Here is a 17,172-nt window from a genome sequence, read left to right as displayed (position 1 = left end):
GACGCCTGCGTCGACATCTGTCCGATGGACTGCATCACCTTCACCGCAAATGGGCCGGAGGAGGAGCTGCGGACGCGCCTTAACGCCCCGGCAAGCAATGTGACGCAGGATCTCTATCTGTCCGAGGCGCTGAAGACCGGCCGCATCATGGCGAAGGACGAGGATGTCTGCCTGCATTGCGGGCTGTGCGCCGAACGCTGTCCGACGGGCGCTTGGGACATGCAGAAATTCTTCCTCGAGATGACTCAGGCCGGACCGGCATGCCACAAATGATGGAACGGGCGCCGCGCGCCCTCGAGCGGATCAACGACTTCGTCGTGAAGTTCGCCAACGTCAACGGCTCGGGCTCGGCCAGCTCGAACCAGCTCTTCGCCAAGGCGATCCTGCGCATGGGGATTTCGGTCGTGTCCCGGAACATCTTCCCGTCGAACATCCAGGGCCTGCCGACCTGGTTCGAGGTGCGCGTTTCGGAGGCCGGCCATCTCGGCTGCCGCGGCGGCACCGATCTGCTGGTCGCGATGAACCCGCAGACCTGGGACAAGGACGTGGCCGAGATCGAGCCCGGCGGCTTCCTGTTCTACGATTCCACCAAGCCGTTGCCGCCCAGCAAGTTCCGCGACGACATCACCGTGCTGGGCGTGCCGCTGACGGCGATGTGCAACGCGCGCTACCAGCTGCCACGCGAGCGTCAGCTGTTCAAGAACATCGTCTACCTGGGTTCGCTGGCAGCCCTGCTGGGCATCGATCCCAAGGTGATCGAGACCATCCTTTCGGAGCAGTTCGCCGGGCGCCAGAAGCTGATCGACGCCAATTTCGAGGCCCTGCACATGGGGGTCGCCTATGTGCACGAGCACCTGCAGCCGATCCGCCTGCAGGTCCGCAAGGCCGACAAGGTGGGCGACCGCATCTATGTGGAAGGCAACGCCGCGTCCGCGCTCGGCGCAGTCTATGGCGGCGCCACGGTCTGCGCCTGGTATCCGATCACGCCGTCCACCTCGCTGGCCGAGGCGTTCACCAGTTACTGCGAGGACCTACGCACCGACCCTGACGGCAAGGCCCGCTACGCCATCGTCCAGGCCGAAGACGAGATCGCCTCCATCGGCATCGTGGTGGGCGCGGGCTGGAACGGCGCGCGCGCTTTCACTTGCACGTCCGGGCCCGGCATCTCGCTGATGACCGAGTTCATCGGCCTTTCCTACTTTGCCGAGATTCCGGCGGTGATCTTCGACGTGCAGCGGGGCGGGCCGTCGACCGGCATGCCGACCCGGACCCAGCAGGCCGACCTGATCGGCGCCGCCTACGCCAGCCACGGCGACACCAAGCACCCGATGCTGCTGCCCTGCGATCCGGGCGAATGCTTCGAGTTCGGGGCCTTGGCCTTCGACCTGGCGGACCGGCTGCAGACCACCATCTTCGTCATGCTCGACCTCGACATCGGCATGAACGAGTGGCTGACCAAGCCCTTCGCCTGGGACGACAGCCGCCAGCTCGACCGCGGCAAGGTGATGACCCACGACGAGCTGGAGGCGGGCGCCGACTTCGGCCGCTACAAGGACGTGGACGGGGACGGCGTCCCCTACCGCACCTATCCCGGCGTGCACCCCAACAAGGGCGCCTATTTCACCCGCGGCACCTCGCGCAATCCCTACGCGCGCTACTCCGAGGAGGGCGCGGTCTATGTCGACAACATGCAGCGCCTCTTGCGCAAGTTCGAGACCGCCAAGTCGCTGATCCCGGCGCCGGTCGCGCGGCCCGCCAAGCGCAAGACCTCCGATGGCGTGATCTACTTCGGCTCCACGACGCCCTCGATGCACGAGGCGCTGGAGACCCTGGAGGCGCAAGGCCGCCATCTGGACGCCCTGCGCGTGCGTGGCTTCCCGTTCAGTGACGAGGTCTACGACTTCATCGCCGCCCACGACCGCGTCTTCGTGGTCGAGCAGAACCGCGACGCGCAGCTGCGCACCCTGCTGGTCAACGAAGGCGAGATCGATCCGGCCAAGCTCGCGCCGGTGCTGCACTACGACGGAACGCCGATCACCGCGCGGTTCATCGCCCGCGAGATCGGCCAGATCCTGGCCCTAGGCCAGACCGAGGCCGCCGAATGACCTACATCCTGAAACCCCAGCTGCATCACCCGAACCTGCCGACCAACGCGCGCGGGTTCACGCGCCGCGATTACGAGGGCTCGGTCTCGACCCTTTGCGCCGGTTGCGGCCACGACTCGATCTCGTCGGCGATCATCCAGGCGGCCTTCGAGCTCGACCTGCCGCCGCACCGGATCGCCAAGCTTTCCGGCATCGGCTGCTCCTCGAAAACGCCCGACTATTTCATGGGCGCGAGCCACGGTTTCAACACCGTGCACGGTCGAATGCCGTCCGTCCTGACCGGCGCCAACCTTGCCAACAAGGATCTGATTTACCTGGGTGTTTCCGGCGACGGCGATTCCGCGTCCATCGGATTGGGCCAATTCGCCCACGCCGTTCGGCGCGGCGTCAACATGCTCTACATCGTCGAGAACAACGGGGTCTATGGCCTGACCAAGGGCCAGTTCTCGGCGACCTCCGACAAGGGCAGCAAGTCCAAGAAGGGCGTGGTCAACCACGACGCCGGCATCGACCTGGTCGGCATGGCCCTGCAGCTCGGCGCCACCTTCGTCGGCCGCTCGTTCTCCGGCGACAAGGACCAGCTGATCCCGCTGATCAAGGCGGGCTTGGCGCACAAGGGCGCGGCCTTCATCGACGTGATCAGCCCCTGCGTGCAGTTCAACAACCACGTGGGCTCGACCAAGAGCTTCGACTATGTCCGCGAGCACAATGAGGCGGTGAACCAGCTGGACATGATCCCGGCGCGTTCGCCGATCCATGTGAACTATCAGCCGGGCGAGACGGTGATGGTCACCCAACACGACGGCTCGGTGCTCTCGCTGCACAAGCTGGCCGAGCTCTACGATCCCTCCGACCGCGCCCAGGCGCTGGGCTTCCTGGGGTCGCGGCAGATCAAAGGCGAGATCGTCACCGGCCTGCTCTACGTCGATCCGGACGCCGGCGATCTGCACGATGCGCTCGACACCGTGGCGACGCCGCTGAACGAGCTCGACAACGCCGCCCTGGTGCCGGGCTCCAAGGCGTTGGCGGCGATCAACGCCGGCTTGCGCTAGCTTCGGCGTTGACCGCCCGCGGCAGGCTACGTAAGACCCACCCACTCTTTGGGGAGTAGCCGGCCTCGTATCCCAGAGGCGCTCGCGTCAACACACCTGACTTTCGTCATGGCGCGGACAGTCCAAACGGACCTGGTGAGACCAATGGGTTCGGCGTTCGTCCTGGGTTGGGCGAGGGCGCCGATCCCCTTGGCCTGCGTCCGACCCCCTAAAGAGATTCGATGAACCCGCTGTTCCTGACCGTCGCCCTGCTGCTGGGCTCAGCGGCCGTGATCTATCTCGCCTGCGAGTTCTTCGTGAACGGCGTCGAGTGGGTCGGCCGCCGCTTCGCCGTGGGCGAGCAGGCCACGGGCTCGATCCTGGCGGCGTTCGGCACCGCCCTGCCGGAGAGCGTGGTCACCTTCGTCGCCGTGGTGTTCGGAGCGACCGCCGCCCAGAAGCAGATCGGCATCGGCGCGGCGCTGGGCGGCCCACTGGTGCTCTCGACCATCGCCTACGCCACGGTCGGGGTGGTGCTGATCCTTTGCCGCACCCAGCTCCCGAAAACCGCGGCGATCCGCGCTGACTTCAAGAACCTGAGCCGCGATCAGGGCTGGTTCCTGGTGATCTTCGCCGGGAAGATCGCGCTCGGCGTCGTGGCCTTCGCCTTCAAGCCCTGGCTCGGCGCGCTCTTCCTGGCGGCCTACGGCGCCTACTTCTGGAAGGAGATGCGTGGCGAGGGCAGCCTTGAGGAAGACGAGCTCGAACCCCTCAAGCTGACGCCGCAGGCGGCCGAGCCCAAGACCTGGGTGGCCGTCGTCCAAACGCTGTTGGCCCTGGCCGTGATCTTCCTGGCCAGCCGATATTTCGTGAAGCAACTCGACGTGCTGGGCCCTGCGCTGGGGATCAAGCCACAGCTGCTGGCCTTGCTGCTGAGCCCCATCGCCACTGAACTGCCGGAGACGCTGAACGCGATCATCTGGGTGCGGCAGGGCAAACACCGCCTGGCGCTCGCTAACATCTCCGGCGCGATGATGATCCAGGCGACGGTGCCGACCGCCCTTGGCCTGTTCTTCACGCCTTGGATCCTGGACAGGTCGTTGCTGGTGGGCGCCGCGGTGACCGCGCTCGCGGTCGCAGCGATGTTCCTGGCGTTCCGGCGCGGGATGATCAGCCGCGGGTTCCTGGCCGCGATGGCGGGCTTCTACGTCCTGTTCGCTGCGATCGTCTGGGGTTTCCACCTCGGCTGAGCGTGTCAAACAAGGGCATGGAGACTCGCGCCTTCGAGACATCGCTTGGACCGATCTGGCTGCGAGGCGAGCCGGCCGCCTTCGACGACGATCGGCCTGTCGTGGTGGTGATCGCCGGAGCCTTTGCGCCCATCGACGCATTTGACCTGCTTCCGCAGCGGCTGCCGCAAGCGGCGGTGCTGCAGGGACATATTCCGGGAAATCACTGTCCGAACCTCACGGCGAACACGCCGGGCGTCTTCATGGCCGCCTATTCGTCCGCGATTGCGCAGCTTGGCCGTCCAACCGTCGTCTGCGGCGCGTCGCTGGGAGGTTTGGTGGCGATGGGTCTGCGCGCGCCGAATGTGCGGGGCTTGGTTGTGCTCGATCCACTGATCCGCACGTCTGGCCTGGCCTACGCTCTTCCAGAGTTCCGCGCCGCGCTCGCGCGGCGGCCACCGCAAGACGCCGTCGACCTGATCTGGACCGTGTTCGGAATATCGGCCGACACCGTGGAGACGCGCAGCTACGCGGGCGTGCTCGACGGCCTGAGAACCCCGACCTTGTGCCTGTTCGGCGCCCCTCCGGACGAGACGACGGCGCTGGAACCCAGCATCGTGACTGAGGCCGACCGCGCGTTGCTCGCCGCGCATCCCGCCATCCGCACCCAGGTCGCGCCCGGCGCTGGCCATCATCTGCACGTCGATGCGCCGCAGCTGGTGCTGTCGGCGCTCCGCTTCTTCCTGGACCCGCTGATCGCGGGGACGGCCTAGGCCTTCGCGAGTTCGCCGATCACGAAGGCGTCCTCGCCGTCGCGAACCAGGCCTTCGAGCACGTCGGGCAGGTCGTGCGGATCGACGATCAGCATCAGGCCGACGCCGCAGTTGAAGGTGCGCCGAAGCTCCAGGTCGGAAACGCCGCCGACCTCCTGCAGCCAGCCGAACACCGGCGGGGGAACCCAGGCGTTCCAGTCGAACCTGGCGACCAGGCCCTCGGCGATGGCGCGCGGCGGGTTCTCGATCAGGCCGCCGCCGGTGATGTGGGCCAGACCCTCGATGCGGCCGGCCTTCAGGTGCGGCAACACGGTCTTCACATAGATCCGCGTGGGGGCGAGCAACGCCTGGGCGAGGGTCTTGCCCCCTTCAAACGGCGCCGGCGCGTCCCAGGCCAGGCCCGAGCGCTCGACAATGCGGCGAACCAGGGAATAGCCATTGGAATGCGGGCCGGAGGAGCCCAGGCCGACCAGGATGTCGCCGACCTTCTGGTCGCCCAGGCGCGGCAGCACCTTGTCGCGGTCCACGGCGCCGACGCAGAAGCCGGCCATGTCATAGTCGCCGGCCGCGTACATGCCCGGCATCTCGGCGGTCTCGCCGCCCACCAGCGCGCAGCCGGCCTGGCGGCAGCCCTCGGCGATCCCGGCGACCACCGTGGCGGCGGCCTCGACGTCGAGCTTGCCGGTGGCGAAATAGTCCAGGAACATCAAGGGCTCGGCGCCCTGGGCCAGGAGGTCGTTGACGCACATGGCCACCAGGTCGACGCCCACCGTGTCGTGGATGCCGGTCTCGATGGCGACCTTCAGCTTGGTGCCGACCCCGTCGGTGGTGGTGACCAGCAGCGGATCGTCATAGCCCGCGGCCTTGAGATCGAAGAGCGCGCCGAAACCGCCCAGGGACGCCTCCGCGCCGGCGCGGCGGGTCGACTTGGCCAGCGGCTTGATGCGCTCGACGAGAGCGTTTCCGGCGTCGATGTCGACGCCGGCCTCAGCATAGGTAAGGCCATTGGGCCGGTCGGACATCTTCGACGCCTTCGAGAGAAAATTACCGCAGGTCAAACGCGGGCTTGCAGACTCGCCGCCTCGCCGGGCTATAGCTAATCGATGACGCCGATTACGACCACCGCGGAACTGGCGGTGTTTTGCGACAAGCTCAAGGGCCAGCCGTTCGTCGCCGTGGACACCGAGTTCATGCGCGAGACGACCTACTGGCCGAAGCTGTGCCTGATCCAGGCCGCCGGCGCCAATGGCGTCGAGGCCTGCATCGATCCGCTGGCCGAGGGCATCGACCTTGAGCCGTTCCTGGCCATCATGCGCGATGAGAAAATCCTCAAGGTCTTCCATGCCGCGCGCCAGGACGTGGAAATCTTCAACAACCTGCAGGCCATGCCCAGGCCGCTGTTCGACACTCAGGTGGCCGGCATGGCCGCGGGGTTCGGCGAGCAGATCGCCTATGACGCGCTGGTTCGCCAGATGCTGAAGATCGAGCTCGACAAGAGTTCGCGCTTCACTGACTGGGCGCGCCGGCCGCTGTCGGACAATCAGCTGACCTATGCGCTGGCCGACGTGACCCACCTGGCCTCGCTCTATCCGATGCTGCGCGAGCGGCTGGAGAAGGAAGGCCGGCTGGGCTGGGTCACCGACGAGATGGCCAATCTGACCGACCCGGCGGTCTATGACGTCGAGCCGGAAAACGCCTGGAAGCGGCTTCGGCCGCGCAAGCACGCGGCCAAGTACATGGCGGTCTACAAGGCCGTCGCCGCCTGGCGCGAGCGGATGGCGCAGACCCGAGACCAACCGCGCGGGCGCATCCTGAAGGACGAGGCCATCGACGAGGTGGCGACCCAGGCCCCGACCGATGCCGACCAGCTGGACCGCCTGCGCTCGGTTCCCAAGGGCTTCTCCGGTTCGCGGTTCGGACCGGACCTGCTGGCCGCCGTGCGCGAGGCGCTGAAGGATCCGGAGGCCTACGCCCCGGTTGTCGAGCGGGCGCGCACCGCGCCGTCGCCCGCCGCGGGCGCGGTGGTCGAATTGCTCAAGGTGCTCCTGAAGGCGCGGGCGGAGGAGGCGGGCGTGGCGTCCAAGCTGATCGCCACGGTCTCCGACCTCGACCTGATCGCCAACGACGACGAGGCCGACACCCCGGCGCTGAAGGGCTGGCGGCGCGAGGCGTTCGGCGAGGACGCGCTGAAGCTGAAGCGGGGCGAACTGGCCCTGGTGCTGGACGGCGCTCGCGTGCGGGTCGTCGAGGTTCGCCGCGCCCCGAAGGCCGTCAGCGCAGGCTGACCCGCCACCCATTTGGGTTCGATTTCACGGTTCCTGAGGATAAGCGCGCCGCCTTGATTTCCCGCGGCTTTCGGGCCGCCTCCCGGGGTTCTCCACAGCCCATGCACCGCCCATGCCGGAGTCCGCGCACAGGGTGTTTCGAACGGGCCGTTGCGCCCGTCCGGGATCGGCGCAATTCTGAATTTGCCGAGAGGGACTGAGGCGCGGCGGACCGGGCGACCGGGACGAGAGCGGACAGGAGGCTCCCGGGGGTAGGATGGCTCAGGGCAACCCGAACCTTTCGATCCCGGGGACACCGAAGACGGATCGAAGTCGAGCTGGAGCAATCCAGCGAAGCCCAAAATTCCCTTCGACCTTGAAAGCTCAGATCCCCCAACGGATCTGGTTCAGAGGGCGGTGTTTCGGGCAACCGAGGCGCCGCCCTCTTGCTATGCGCGTTTCCCTGCGCCGCTATGATCGCACGAACAGCGGGGGCAGAGCGGATGCGGCGGGGATTCGGATGGTCGGCGGCGGCGGTGGCCGTGGCTGTGATGGCATTCGTCGGGGCCGCCGACGCGGCGAAGGCGCCGAACTTCCAGCCGCCGAAGATCGAGGGCGCCAAGCCGTGGTCCGGCAAGCCCTTCGACGATTCGCCCGGGAACTTCAGCTTCGCCGTGGTGACCGACCTCTACTCCGGTTACCGCAAGGGCGTGTTCGAGGTGGCGGCGGCCGAGCTTGGCCTGCTGCATCCGGCCTTCATCACCACCATCGGCGACCAGATCGAGGGCGGGACCGAGGACAAGGCCCTGCTGAACCGCGAGTGGGACGAGTTCGACGCGCGGCTGGCTGCGACGCACGCGCCCTATTTCCACGTCGGCGGCAATCACGACCTGACGAACCTCGCGCAACGGCAGGTGTTCGAGGCCCGCTACGGGCGGCGCTACTACCATTTCAGCTACAAGGGCGTGCTGTTCCTGGTGCTGGACACCGAGGACTATCCGGCTGCACGGATGCAGGAGATCTACCGCCTGCGCGACGACTATCTGCAGACTTCGAAGACCGACCCGAAGAAGGCGGAAACGCTGCCCTACGCCGACCTGATGGAGGCCAAAGTCGGCGAGATCGGGCCGGAGCAGGACGCCTATTTCGAGAAGGTCCTGAAGGCGACGCCGAAGGCCCGCTGGACGGTGCTCCTGATGCACAAGCCGGTGTGGAACCGGCCGGGCGAGGGCGGGCTGGGGCGGATCGAGGCGGCGCTGAAGGGCCGGCCCTACACGCTCATCAACGGGCACCTGCACCGCTACAGCTACACGGTCCGCAGCGGGCGCGACTACATCATGCTGGGGACGACCGGCGGCGGCCGGGCCATGGACGGTTCGCCGGGCGCCATGGATCACTTCCTGTGGGTGACCATGACCAAAGACGGCCCGTCGATCGCCAACCTGCGGCTGGATGGGGTGCTGGACAAGACGGGGCGCGTGCCGGCCGGCGGCGAGGCGCTGTGTCTCGACCATGGACCGCCGAAGTGTCCGGCGAAGTAGACGCAAGCGCCGACTTTTGCAGGTTCGGCGCGCCGCCACCGAATTTCCGCCGAATTCCGCGCGATCCTTGAGCCTCGGGGGACCGGGCTTGAGGAGAGCAGTTCATGAGCAGGACCTTCGAATTCACCATCGTCAACAACCAGGTGACGGCCGAGGAGGCGGTGTTCGGCCAGCACACCGAGACCCTTCGCATCCCCAGCGACGCGACCTTCGCGGTCGGCGCGGGGACGGTCACCGAGACCCTGGCCGGCGCCCACGCCACCGACACGATCCAGTTCACCGCCGAGGCCGGTAACGCCAGCCTCTACCAGATCACGTCGGAGACCCAGACGGTCCTGACCCCCACGACCACCGACGCCGCCGGCCACGTTTTCGGCTTCAGCTTCACCGTGAGCAACGGGACGGTGACCGCCGAGCAGGTGGTGTCCGGCTCCAGCGCCGCCAACGAGCACACGCACGCCCTGCATGCGCCGCCGGACGCGACCTTTACGGCCAGCGGCGCGACCGTCACTGAAACGGCCGTGGAGGGCCACGAGGTCGACACCACCACCTATGTGCAGACAGGCGCCTCCGGCCTGTTCGCGGTCGCCTCCCGGACGGAGACGGTCATCCCCGAAGGATCGGCGACGACAGCCCTGTCGGTAGAGCCGTTCGAGCGGGCGGAGTTCACCTTTGGCGCGGGTGGGGCCGTGGCGTCGATCTCCACGGTCCACGCCGATGGAACGGTCACCGCTTTCACACCCCACAGCGGTGAGGCCTTCACCCAGCTCGCGCCGGGGATCGTCGAGGAGACGTTCACGCACGGCTCGCATACCAGCTTCGAAGTGTTCGCCGACGGCAATGGCGACGGAATCTACACCGCGGTCGCACACGGCGAGGGAACCACGGTCGACCTGACCGGCCTGCAGGCGCAACTGGCGAAGATCGATCCCTTCCTCTAGAGCCCGACCTCGCTCTTGTCGGCCTCGTTGAGCAGCGGCTCCTTGGCCAGATAGCGGCGCAGGTTCTCGAGGAAGAGCTCGTCGCCACGGCCAAGGTTGCCGTCGCCGGAGTTGGAGGTGTGGGCGCTGACCCGGATCTTGGGGTGGTCCCAGATCCAGCTGTCCCCCGGAAGCGGCTCGGTCTGGAAGACATCGAGCACGGCTTGGGCCGGCTGGTCGCGGTCGAGGCCGGCCTTGAGCGCGTCTTCGTCCACCAGGCCGCCGCGGCCGATGTTGATCAGGATCGCGCCGGGCTTCAGGGCCTGGAAGAAGGCGGCGTCGCACATGTCGCGGGTCTCGTCGTTGAGCGCGCAGGCCAGGACGATGACGTCGGCGTCGGGCAGGACCGGGCGAAGATCGGCAAGCGTGATGACCCGGTCGGCGAGGTCGCCATCGGCCTTCGGGCTGCGCCGGACCACGGTAAGATCGACGCCGAAGGGTTTGATCCGCTTGGCGATTTCGTGGCCGATGTTGCCGAAGCCGACCAGCACCCAGCGGGTGTTGCCGAGTTCGCGGTAGGGCGTCGACTTCCACTCGTGCTTGGCTTGCAGATCGGCCTGGACCTGGATCGGGACCTGCAGGCTGAGCGCGTGCGCGACCACATATTCGGCGATGGGCGTCGCCTGGGCGCTCGACTTGGAGAGGCGGACGCCTTTTTCGATGATGTTGCGGAAGATCGGGTTGTCGATGCCGGCGGCCATGATCTGGGTCCAGCGCGGCGCCTGCGCCTTCATCAGCCGGCCATAGAGACCGCCAAGCGTGCCAGAGGCGTAGCTGTCGAGGCTGAGCCAGACGACCTCGGGGTCGATGGTGTCCTTGTCGATGGGCTCGCCGTTCAGCTCGTAGGCGTCGTCCGGGCCGGCGGTCACCACCTGCGCGTCCGGCGCGACCTTCGCCAGCCGCTCGCCCACGCGCCCATAGGCCGCCTTGGTCATCAGGATCTGCATGGGATCATCCGAGTTCGAGTTTGAGTTTCAGCGCCGAGGCCAGGGTCTGGGCGCGCTTGGCGGTCTGTTCGCCCAGCAGCATGTCGGTCCAGCCGCCGGCCGCCGTCAGCACCAGACGCTCGGCCTGGATGGACAGGCTGGACTTCTCCAGGAGGCGCGGATTGCGCCCCGAGAGGTCGCAGCCCAGGCGCACCGCCGCGCCCAGCGCGCGGGCGCGCTGGCGGCGGTCGGCGCCGATGACGCGGGCGACGGCGTCGGCCTCCGGCGGCGTGGTCGCCGAGGTGTGGCGGGAGAAGGCGACGCTGGCCAGGAACGCGCGCTCGGGGTGATTCATGCCGGCGATGGGCGCGCGCAGCACCTGTTCGAAGGCGAGGTCGGCGCGGTGGTCGGGGTGCAGGCGCGCGCCGAGGTCGGCCAGGCGGCAGGCAGCGGCCAGCAGCACCGGGTCGCGCGCGCCGAACACCGGGCTGAGCTTTTCGAAGGCCGGGGTCAGCCACGCCTCCAGCGCCGCGCCCAGTTCGGGCGAACTGCCGCGGGCCGCGGTCAGGGCCTCGCAGCCCTCGATCAGCGGGTCGCGGTCGCGCAGCTCGGCATCCATGGCGTCGAGCAACAGCCCCTCGCGCACGCCGAAGGCCGAGATGGTGACCCGTTCGACGCCCAGACTTTCGATCAGCGCCTCCAGCACCACCGCCGAATAGGGCAGGGTCTCGATGCGCTTCTTCGACAGGCCCTGCATGCGCTCCAGCGAGGCGCGGGACTGGCGGGCGACCAGGCGCGAGACGCTGAGCGCGTCCGCCCGGCTCATTTCGTACTGGTGGGCCACGTGCAGCGGGTAGTCGATCAGCTCCATCTGGAAGAGCGCCAGGTTGCGCCAGGCGCCGCCGACCGCGTGAAAGTGGCGGGTGGCGAAGCGGGCGGCGTGGGGCGCCAGCGCGTTTTCGATCAGGCGGCGCGTGCGGTCGGCGTCGAGCGCGCGCGGGGCGCCTAGCGCAAACGGACCGAGCGGCAGGGTCGCGCCGGCGTCGGCCTCACGCCGACCGCCGCCATCCAGCGCGCCAAGGCGGATGAGCTCCAGGCTGGAGCCGCCAAGATCGCCGACCACGCCCTGCGCGTCCGGCTGGCCGGCGATGACGCCCAGCGCAGCGTAGCGGGCTTCCTCGTCGCCGGTGAGGACGCGGACGTTCAGGCCGGTCTCCTCGCGGATCCGCTTGAGGAAATAAGGGCCGTCGGCGGCCTCGCGCACGGCGGCGGTGGCCGCGGCGGTGACGTCCTCGGCCCGCCAGCCGTCCAGCAGGGCGCGGAAGCGGCGGATGGCGGTGAGCGCCACCTCGACCCCTTCCGGCGACAGGCGTCCGGTGGTCGGCAGGTCGCGGCCGAGGCCGGCCAGCGCTTTTTCGTTGTAGACGGTCCAAATGGCGCGCCCGTCCAGCCGGTAGATCACCAGGCGGACCGAGTTTGAACCGACGTCGATGACGGCGGCTTGCCGGGAGGAGGGCCCGCTATCCCCGCGAGGCCACATGATCGATCGCGCGCGGCATGTCCTTCACCTTCTGCCCTCTACCCGAAAGGCTGGGGTTGGTCATGAAATACTCGTGCGCGGAAAAGGCGCTCGGGTGGTCCCAGGACGGGTCGCGGCTGTAGTGGCCGGTCGCGTCGAGGGCCCAGCTCTGAGCCTCGTCTTTCAGATTCGCCAGCATGATCTGTTGCAGGACCTGCTGGTGGACGGTGGGATTTTCGATGGGCGTCAGCGCCTCGACGCGGCGGTCGAGGTTGCGCGGCATCCAGTCGGCCGAGGAGATGTAGACCCGGGCCTCGGACGAGGGCAGGGGCGCGCCGTTGGCGAAGGCGACGATCCGGCCGTGCTCCAGGAAGCGGCCGACGATCGACTTCACGCGGATGTTTTCGGAGAGGCCCGCGATGCCGGGGCGCAGGCAGCAGATGCCGCGCACCACCAGGTCGATCTCCACCCCCGCCTGGCTGGCGGCGTAGAGGGCGTCGATGATCTGCGGATCCACCAGCGAATTGAGCTTGGCCCAGATGCCCGCCGGCTTGCCCTCGGCGCGGTTCAGAACCTCGCGGGCGATATGCGACAGCAAGTCGGGCTTCATGGTGATCGGCGAATAGGAGAGCTTCTCCAGTCCGCCTTCCGGCTGGGCGTAGCCGGTGACGAAGTTGAACAGGCGCGCCGAGTCGCGCCCCAACGCCGGGTCGGTCGTGAACAGCGAGAGGTCGGTGTAGAAGCGCGCGGTGATCGGGTGGTAGTTGCCGGTCCCGAAGTGGCAGTAGGAGCGCAGCACGTCGCCCTCCCGGCGCACCACGGTCGAGAGCTTGGCGTGGGTCTTATATTCCACGAAGCCGAAGACCACGTGCACGCCGGCGCGCTCCAGGTCGCGGGCCCACTTGAGGTTGGCGGCCTCGTCGAAACGGGCCTTGATCTCGATCACCGCGGTGACGTTCTTGCCGGCGTCGGCGGCCTCGATGAGGGCCGCGACGATCGGGCTGTCGTGGCTGGTGCGGTAAAGGGTCTGCTTGATGGCCAGCACATTGGGGTCGCGGGCGGCTTGACGCAGGAACTGCACCACCACATCGAAGCTCTCGAAGGGGTGGTGGACCAGGATGTCCTTCTCGCCGATGGCCGCGAAGCAGTCGCCGCCATGGTCGCGGATGCGCTCGGGGAAGCGCGGCTCGAAGGGCTTGAACTTCAGGTCGGGCCGGTCGGCGGGAATCAGCTGGCTGAGTTCGTCCAGGCCCAGCAGACCGTCGATCAGGATGATGTCCTGCGGCTCGGCATGCAGGCTGGCGGTGATGAACCCCTGCAGTTCCTCGGGCATCGAGGCGTCGATCTCGACACGGACCACGCTGCCCAGGCGGCGTTGCTTCAGCGCGAGTTCGAACTCGCGGACCAGGTCCTCGGCCTCTTCCTCGATTTCCATGTCGGAGTCGCGGATCACCCGGAACACGCCCTGGCCCTGGACCTCGCAGCCCGGGAACAGGTGGTCGAGGAACAGGCTGACCAGGGTCTCCAGGGACACAAACCGGCGCTCCATCTTGCGCCGGCCGTTGCGGTGGGCGGGCAGTTCCCAGAAGCGGGCCACCTGGGCCGGAATGGGCACGAGCGCGTAGAGCACCCGATTGTCCGCCAGCCGCCGCAGCTTGAGCGCCAGACAGAAGGCGAGGTTCGGGATGAACGGGAAGGGATGGGCCGGGTCGATGGCCAGCGGCGTCAGGACCGGGAAGATCTGCGAGACGAAGGGCTCCTCAAGGGCGTCCAGCTCGGCGTTGGTGACATCGATCGCCGGGGTCACCCGCAGGCGCTCTTCGGCCAGTTCTTCACGAAGCTCCCGCCAGCGGGTCTGCTGATCGGCCATCAGGTCCGCCGCCTCGGCGTTGACCCGTTCGAGCTGTTCGCTGGAGGTCAGCCCGTCCTGGCTCTGAGTGCGGACGCCCTCGCGCTCCTGAGCCCGCAGGCCGGCCACGCGGACCATGTAGAACTCATCGAGGTTGTTGGCGCTGATCGACAGGAAGCGCAGGCGCTCGAACAGCGGGTGGCGCGGGTTCTTGCTCTCGGCCAGCACCCGGCGGTTGAAGGCGAGCCAGGAGAGTTCACGATTGAAGAACCGGGTCGGCGAGGCGGCCAGTTCCTCGTTCCAGCTCAGCGGGGACCGCCCAGGCGCGACGCCGGCCTCGTTCGCGGGATCCGCGGCGATCGGCTCGGCATAGCTCATCGGCAGGTCTCCACCCCAGGTCACGGAGCCGGGATTTTGAGCCCAGCGTGTGACCGCTTCAAGTCATCCCTCGAAAAGATCAAGATTTTCGGAACCGTCCTCAAGGATCTCGCGGGCCAGCACCCGTGAAACCGGCCGCATCTGACCATCTTCGGTCTCATCGAGGCGCCGCACGATCTCGGCCGCGCCGGGGATCGACCTTTCCATGCGCCGCAGCAGATAGGGATAGACATCGTCATGCGGCCGGATGTTCCGCTCACGGAAGAATTTCTTCAGGACGCCGCCTAAGACTTCGTCATCCGGCGGGGCGATCTCCGCGACCATCAGGGCGTTCAAGCGCGAGCGCAGGTCGGGCAGCTCGGCGGGCCAGGCGGTGGGGGTCAGCCGCGCGGTGAGCAGCAGGCTCGCGCCATCCTGGGCGGCCTGGTTGATCAGGTGGAACAGGGCCTCGGCTTCGACGCCCTGATCGACGTCCTCCAGCAGGGCCGGCCGGCCGGCGGCGGCGGCCACGTGGGGTTGGGCGCGGTCGAGGACCGCGGCCTTGGCGCCGGCGGCCCAGGCCCGCGCCAGATGCGTCTTGCCGACGCCTTCGGGTCCGACCAGCACCAGCGCGCCACCCGGCCAGCGCGGCCAGGCGTCGAGCGCGCTCCTCGCCTGCGCGTTCGATGCGCCGCAGACGAAGCTGTCGCGGGTATGGGCCGTGGGCCGGCGAAGGCCCAGACGAAGCTGCCTCGCCATCCTGAGGTCCTAAAGCGTGTCGTTGGCCGCCTTGGCCGCGCCGCCGACCACCAGCGTCCAGCCCTCGGGCTTCAGGAGCTCGATGGGCGAGAAGCGGACCTTGTAGTCCATCTTCTCCGAGCCGCGCACCCAGTAGCCCAGATAGACGTAGGGCAGGTCCATCAGGCAGGCCTGGACCACGTGGTCGAGGATCACGAAGGAGCCCAGGGACCGCCGGCTCTGGGTCGGGTCGTAGAAGCTGTAGACCAGCGACAGGCCGTCGCTCATCACGTCGACCAGGGCGCAGGCCACCAGGTCGCCCGCACCGGGGCCCCGCGCGCGGACGCGGTACTCGATGATGTGGGTGCGGACCGCGGTGTCCTCGACCATGGCGACGTAGTCCGGCCAGGTCATCTCGGCCATGCCGCCGTCGGCGTGGCGGGTCAGCAGATAGCGGCGGAGCAGATCGAACTGCTCCATGGTCGCCTCGGCCTCGACGAGGTTGCGCTCCAGGTCCTCGTTGCGGGCGATCGCCTTACGTTCGGAGCGCGAGAAGATGTAGTCGGCGGCTGGAATCCGCGCCGAGACGCAGGCCGTGCAGGCCTCGCAGGCCGGGCGGTAGGCGATGTTCTGCGAGCGGCGGAAACCGACCTGGGTCAGGCTGTCGTTGACGCTGGCGCCGTCGGAGAGCGGCAGGTGGGCGAACACCTTCCGCTCGAATCGTTCCGGGAGGTACGGGCAGGGCGACGGCGCGGTCAGGAAGAACCTGAGCTGTCGGGACGGAAAATGCTGCGTCACGGACCTGCGGTCGCCTTCGTATCACTAGCGCTTGAACTTCGATTAGGCGTCATGCCGCGCCGCGGCGCAAGGGCTGTTACAGCTCCGCAACAGGCCGTGGGACTAAGGGCCGCGGTCCGGCGGCAGCACAGGCGCCTCACGCAACAACACGATGGCGATCCGGCGGTTGCCGGGAAGCGTCGGGTCGTCCGGATAGAGCGGCTCGGAGGTGGCCTTGCCGCCACTCAGATAGAACCGGTCGGGATCGACGCCGGCGCTCTCCAGAATGTCGCGCGAGGCCAGCGCGCGGTTGGTCGAGAGCGGCCAGTCGCCCTTGGCCTTCTTGACCGAGCCGGCGTTGGCGCTGGTGTGGCCGTAGATGCTGATCCGGTTGGGCAGCTGGTTGATGACCTTGGAGACGGCGCGCAGCAGGATCTTGGCGCGGTCGTTGGGGTTGGCGGTGCCCTGGTTGAACATCGGGCGGCCTTCCTGATCGATCAGCTGGATGCGCAGCCCTTCCGGCGTCTGGTCGACGATGATCTGCTTCGACAGCTCGGCGAGCTCCGGCATGTCCTGCAGCGCCTGCTTCAGCGATTCCTCAGCCGAGGCGAAGGCGGCGGCCTCCTTCTTGGCCTGTTCCATCTTCGTCGGGTCGCCCGCGGAGGCCTTGGCCGCGTCCTTGGCCTTGCCGTCGTCCGGGTTCTTCACGTCGGGGCTGGCGTCCTGGACGATCGACTGGGAGCCGTTCTGCTTGGCGCCGTCGTTGCCAAGCGCCGTGCCGGACAGGATGCCGCCGGCGCCGGACGTGGTCTCGGAGACGCTGGCCGGCGCGAAATAGTCGGCGATGCCGCGCTTCTGCTCCGGCGAGGTGGTGTTGATCAGCCACATCAGGAGGAAGAAGGCCATCATCGCGGTCACGAAGTCCGCATAGGCCACCTTCCAAGCGCCGCCGTGGTGACCCCCGCCGCCGCTCTTCTTGATGCGCTTGATGATGATCGGCCGTTCGCCGCTCACCGACATGGTCCGCCCCGCCGTCGCCTGTTACGAGGGACTCAAATGCGCAGCCCCAGGTTAAATTGGCGT

The 17,172-nt window shown here is 67.9% G+C and carries 15 protein-coding genes and 1 riboswitch; of the genes, 8 read left to right on the top strand and 7 right to left on the bottom strand.

From position 1 onward, the window contains the following. From VKQ35_RS18445 to VKQ35_RS18425, 5 genes are all read left to right on the top strand, one after another. The coding region (locus tag VKQ35_RS18445; RefSeq protein ID WP_324364181.1) for an NADH-quinone oxidoreductase subunit I at positions 1–273 on the top strand (273 nt) is incomplete at its 5' end. Beyond that, positions 261–2,105, top strand: coding sequence for a 2-oxoacid:acceptor oxidoreductase subunit alpha (locus tag VKQ35_RS18440; RefSeq protein ID WP_324364180.1), 1,845 nt, complete (start codon positions 261–263; stop codon positions 2,103–2,105). The genes VKQ35_RS18445 and VKQ35_RS18440, both read left to right, overlap by 13 nt. Next, positions 2,102–3,157: a 2-oxoacid:ferredoxin oxidoreductase subunit beta gene (locus VKQ35_RS18435; RefSeq protein WP_324364179.1), complete on the top strand. Its 1,056-nt coding sequence runs from the start codon at positions 2,102–2,104 to the stop codon at positions 3,155–3,157. The genes VKQ35_RS18440 and VKQ35_RS18435 overlap by 4 nt, the downstream gene beginning before the upstream one ends. Before the next feature lie 38 nt (positions 3,158–3,195). Next, positions 3,196–3,353, top strand: a riboswitch (yybP-ykoY riboswitch). A gap of 25 nt (positions 3,354–3,378) precedes the next feature. Continuing rightward, on the top strand, positions 3,379–4,386 hold the full coding sequence (locus VKQ35_RS18430) for a sodium:calcium antiporter (RefSeq protein WP_324364178.1): 1,008 nt from the start codon (positions 3,379–3,381) through the stop codon (positions 4,384–4,386). 17 nt (positions 4,387–4,403) lie between these two features. After that, entirely contained in the window at positions 4,404–5,138 is a 735-nt protein-coding gene (locus VKQ35_RS18425; RefSeq protein WP_324364177.1) for an alpha/beta hydrolase, read from the top strand. Here the strand turns inward: VKQ35_RS18425 and purM are convergent. After that, entirely contained in the window at positions 5,135–6,160 is a 1,026-nt protein-coding gene (purM, locus tag VKQ35_RS18420) for a phosphoribosylformylglycinamidine cyclo-ligase (RefSeq protein ID WP_324364176.1), read from the bottom strand. The genes VKQ35_RS18425 and purM overlap by 4 nt on opposite strands. Before the next feature lie 81 nt (positions 6,161–6,241). On the opposite strand from purM, the gene rnd reads away from it, so the two are divergent. The 3 genes from rnd to VKQ35_RS18405 all read left to right on the top strand — a co-directional run bounded on the left by rnd (position 6,242) and on the right by VKQ35_RS18405 (position 9,884). After that, positions 6,242–7,423: a ribonuclease D gene (rnd, locus tag VKQ35_RS18415; protein WP_324364175.1), complete on the top strand. Its 1,182-nt coding sequence runs from the start codon at positions 6,242–6,244 to the stop codon at positions 7,421–7,423. A gap of 530 nt (positions 7,424–7,953) precedes the next feature. Further along, positions 7,954–8,943 carry a metallophosphoesterase family protein gene (locus VKQ35_RS18410; protein WP_324364184.1) on the top strand — a complete coding sequence of 330 codons (990 nt, stop codon included), beginning with the start codon at positions 7,954–7,956 and terminating at the stop codon, positions 8,941–8,943. 104 nt (positions 8,944–9,047) lie between these two features. Beyond that, a complete protein-coding gene (locus tag VKQ35_RS18405) occupies positions 9,048–9,884 on the top strand; it encodes a hypothetical protein (protein ID WP_324364174.1) in 837 nt (278 codons plus the stop codon). Here VKQ35_RS18405 and VKQ35_RS18400 read toward each other — a convergent pair. The 6 genes from VKQ35_RS18400 to VKQ35_RS18375 all read right to left on the bottom strand — a co-directional run bounded on the left by VKQ35_RS18400 (position 9,881) and on the right by VKQ35_RS18375 (position 17,109). Further along, positions 9,881–10,870: a D-2-hydroxyacid dehydrogenase gene (locus tag VKQ35_RS18400; protein WP_324364173.1), complete on the bottom strand. Its 990-nt coding sequence runs from the start codon at positions 10,868–10,870 to the stop codon at positions 9,881–9,883. The genes VKQ35_RS18405 and VKQ35_RS18400 overlap by 4 nt on opposite strands. Positions 10,871–10,874: 4 nt before the next feature. Further along, positions 10,875–12,389, bottom strand: coding sequence for a Ppx/GppA phosphatase family protein (locus VKQ35_RS18395; protein WP_324364172.1), 1,515 nt, complete (start codon positions 12,387–12,389; stop codon positions 10,875–10,877). Next, positions 12,370–14,595: an RNA degradosome polyphosphate kinase gene (locus VKQ35_RS18390; protein ID WP_324364171.1), complete on the bottom strand. Its 2,226-nt coding sequence runs from the start codon at positions 14,593–14,595 to the stop codon at positions 12,370–12,372. The genes VKQ35_RS18395 and VKQ35_RS18390 overlap by 20 nt, the downstream gene beginning before the upstream one ends. Positions 14,596–14,658: 63 nt before the next feature. Beyond that, the gene (locus VKQ35_RS18385; RefSeq protein WP_324364170.1) at positions 14,659–15,333 is read right to left on the bottom strand and encodes a DnaA ATPase domain-containing protein; all 675 of its coding nucleotides are present in this window, start codon (positions 15,331–15,333) and stop codon (positions 14,659–14,661) included. 9 nt (positions 15,334–15,342) lie between these two features. Continuing rightward, positions 15,343–16,110, bottom strand: a complete 768-nt coding sequence (locus VKQ35_RS18380; RefSeq protein WP_324364169.1) for an arginyltransferase — start codon at positions 16,108–16,110, stop codon at positions 15,343–15,345. 102 nt (positions 16,111–16,212) lie between these two features. Further along, on the bottom strand, positions 16,213–17,109 hold the full coding sequence (locus VKQ35_RS18375; protein WP_324364168.1) for a flagellar motor protein MotB: 897 nt from the start codon (positions 17,107–17,109) through the stop codon (positions 16,213–16,215). Positions 17,110–17,172 lie beyond the last annotated feature (63 nt).

The sequence above is a fragment of the Phenylobacterium sp. genome (genome assembly GCF_035309685.1).
In the GTDB taxonomy this organism is placed as follows: Bacteria; Pseudomonadota; Alphaproteobacteria; order Caulobacterales; family Caulobacteraceae; genus Phenylobacterium.
The sequence above is the reverse complement of the archived record's forward strand: the minus strand, read 5'-3'. Positions and strand labels throughout refer to the sequence as shown.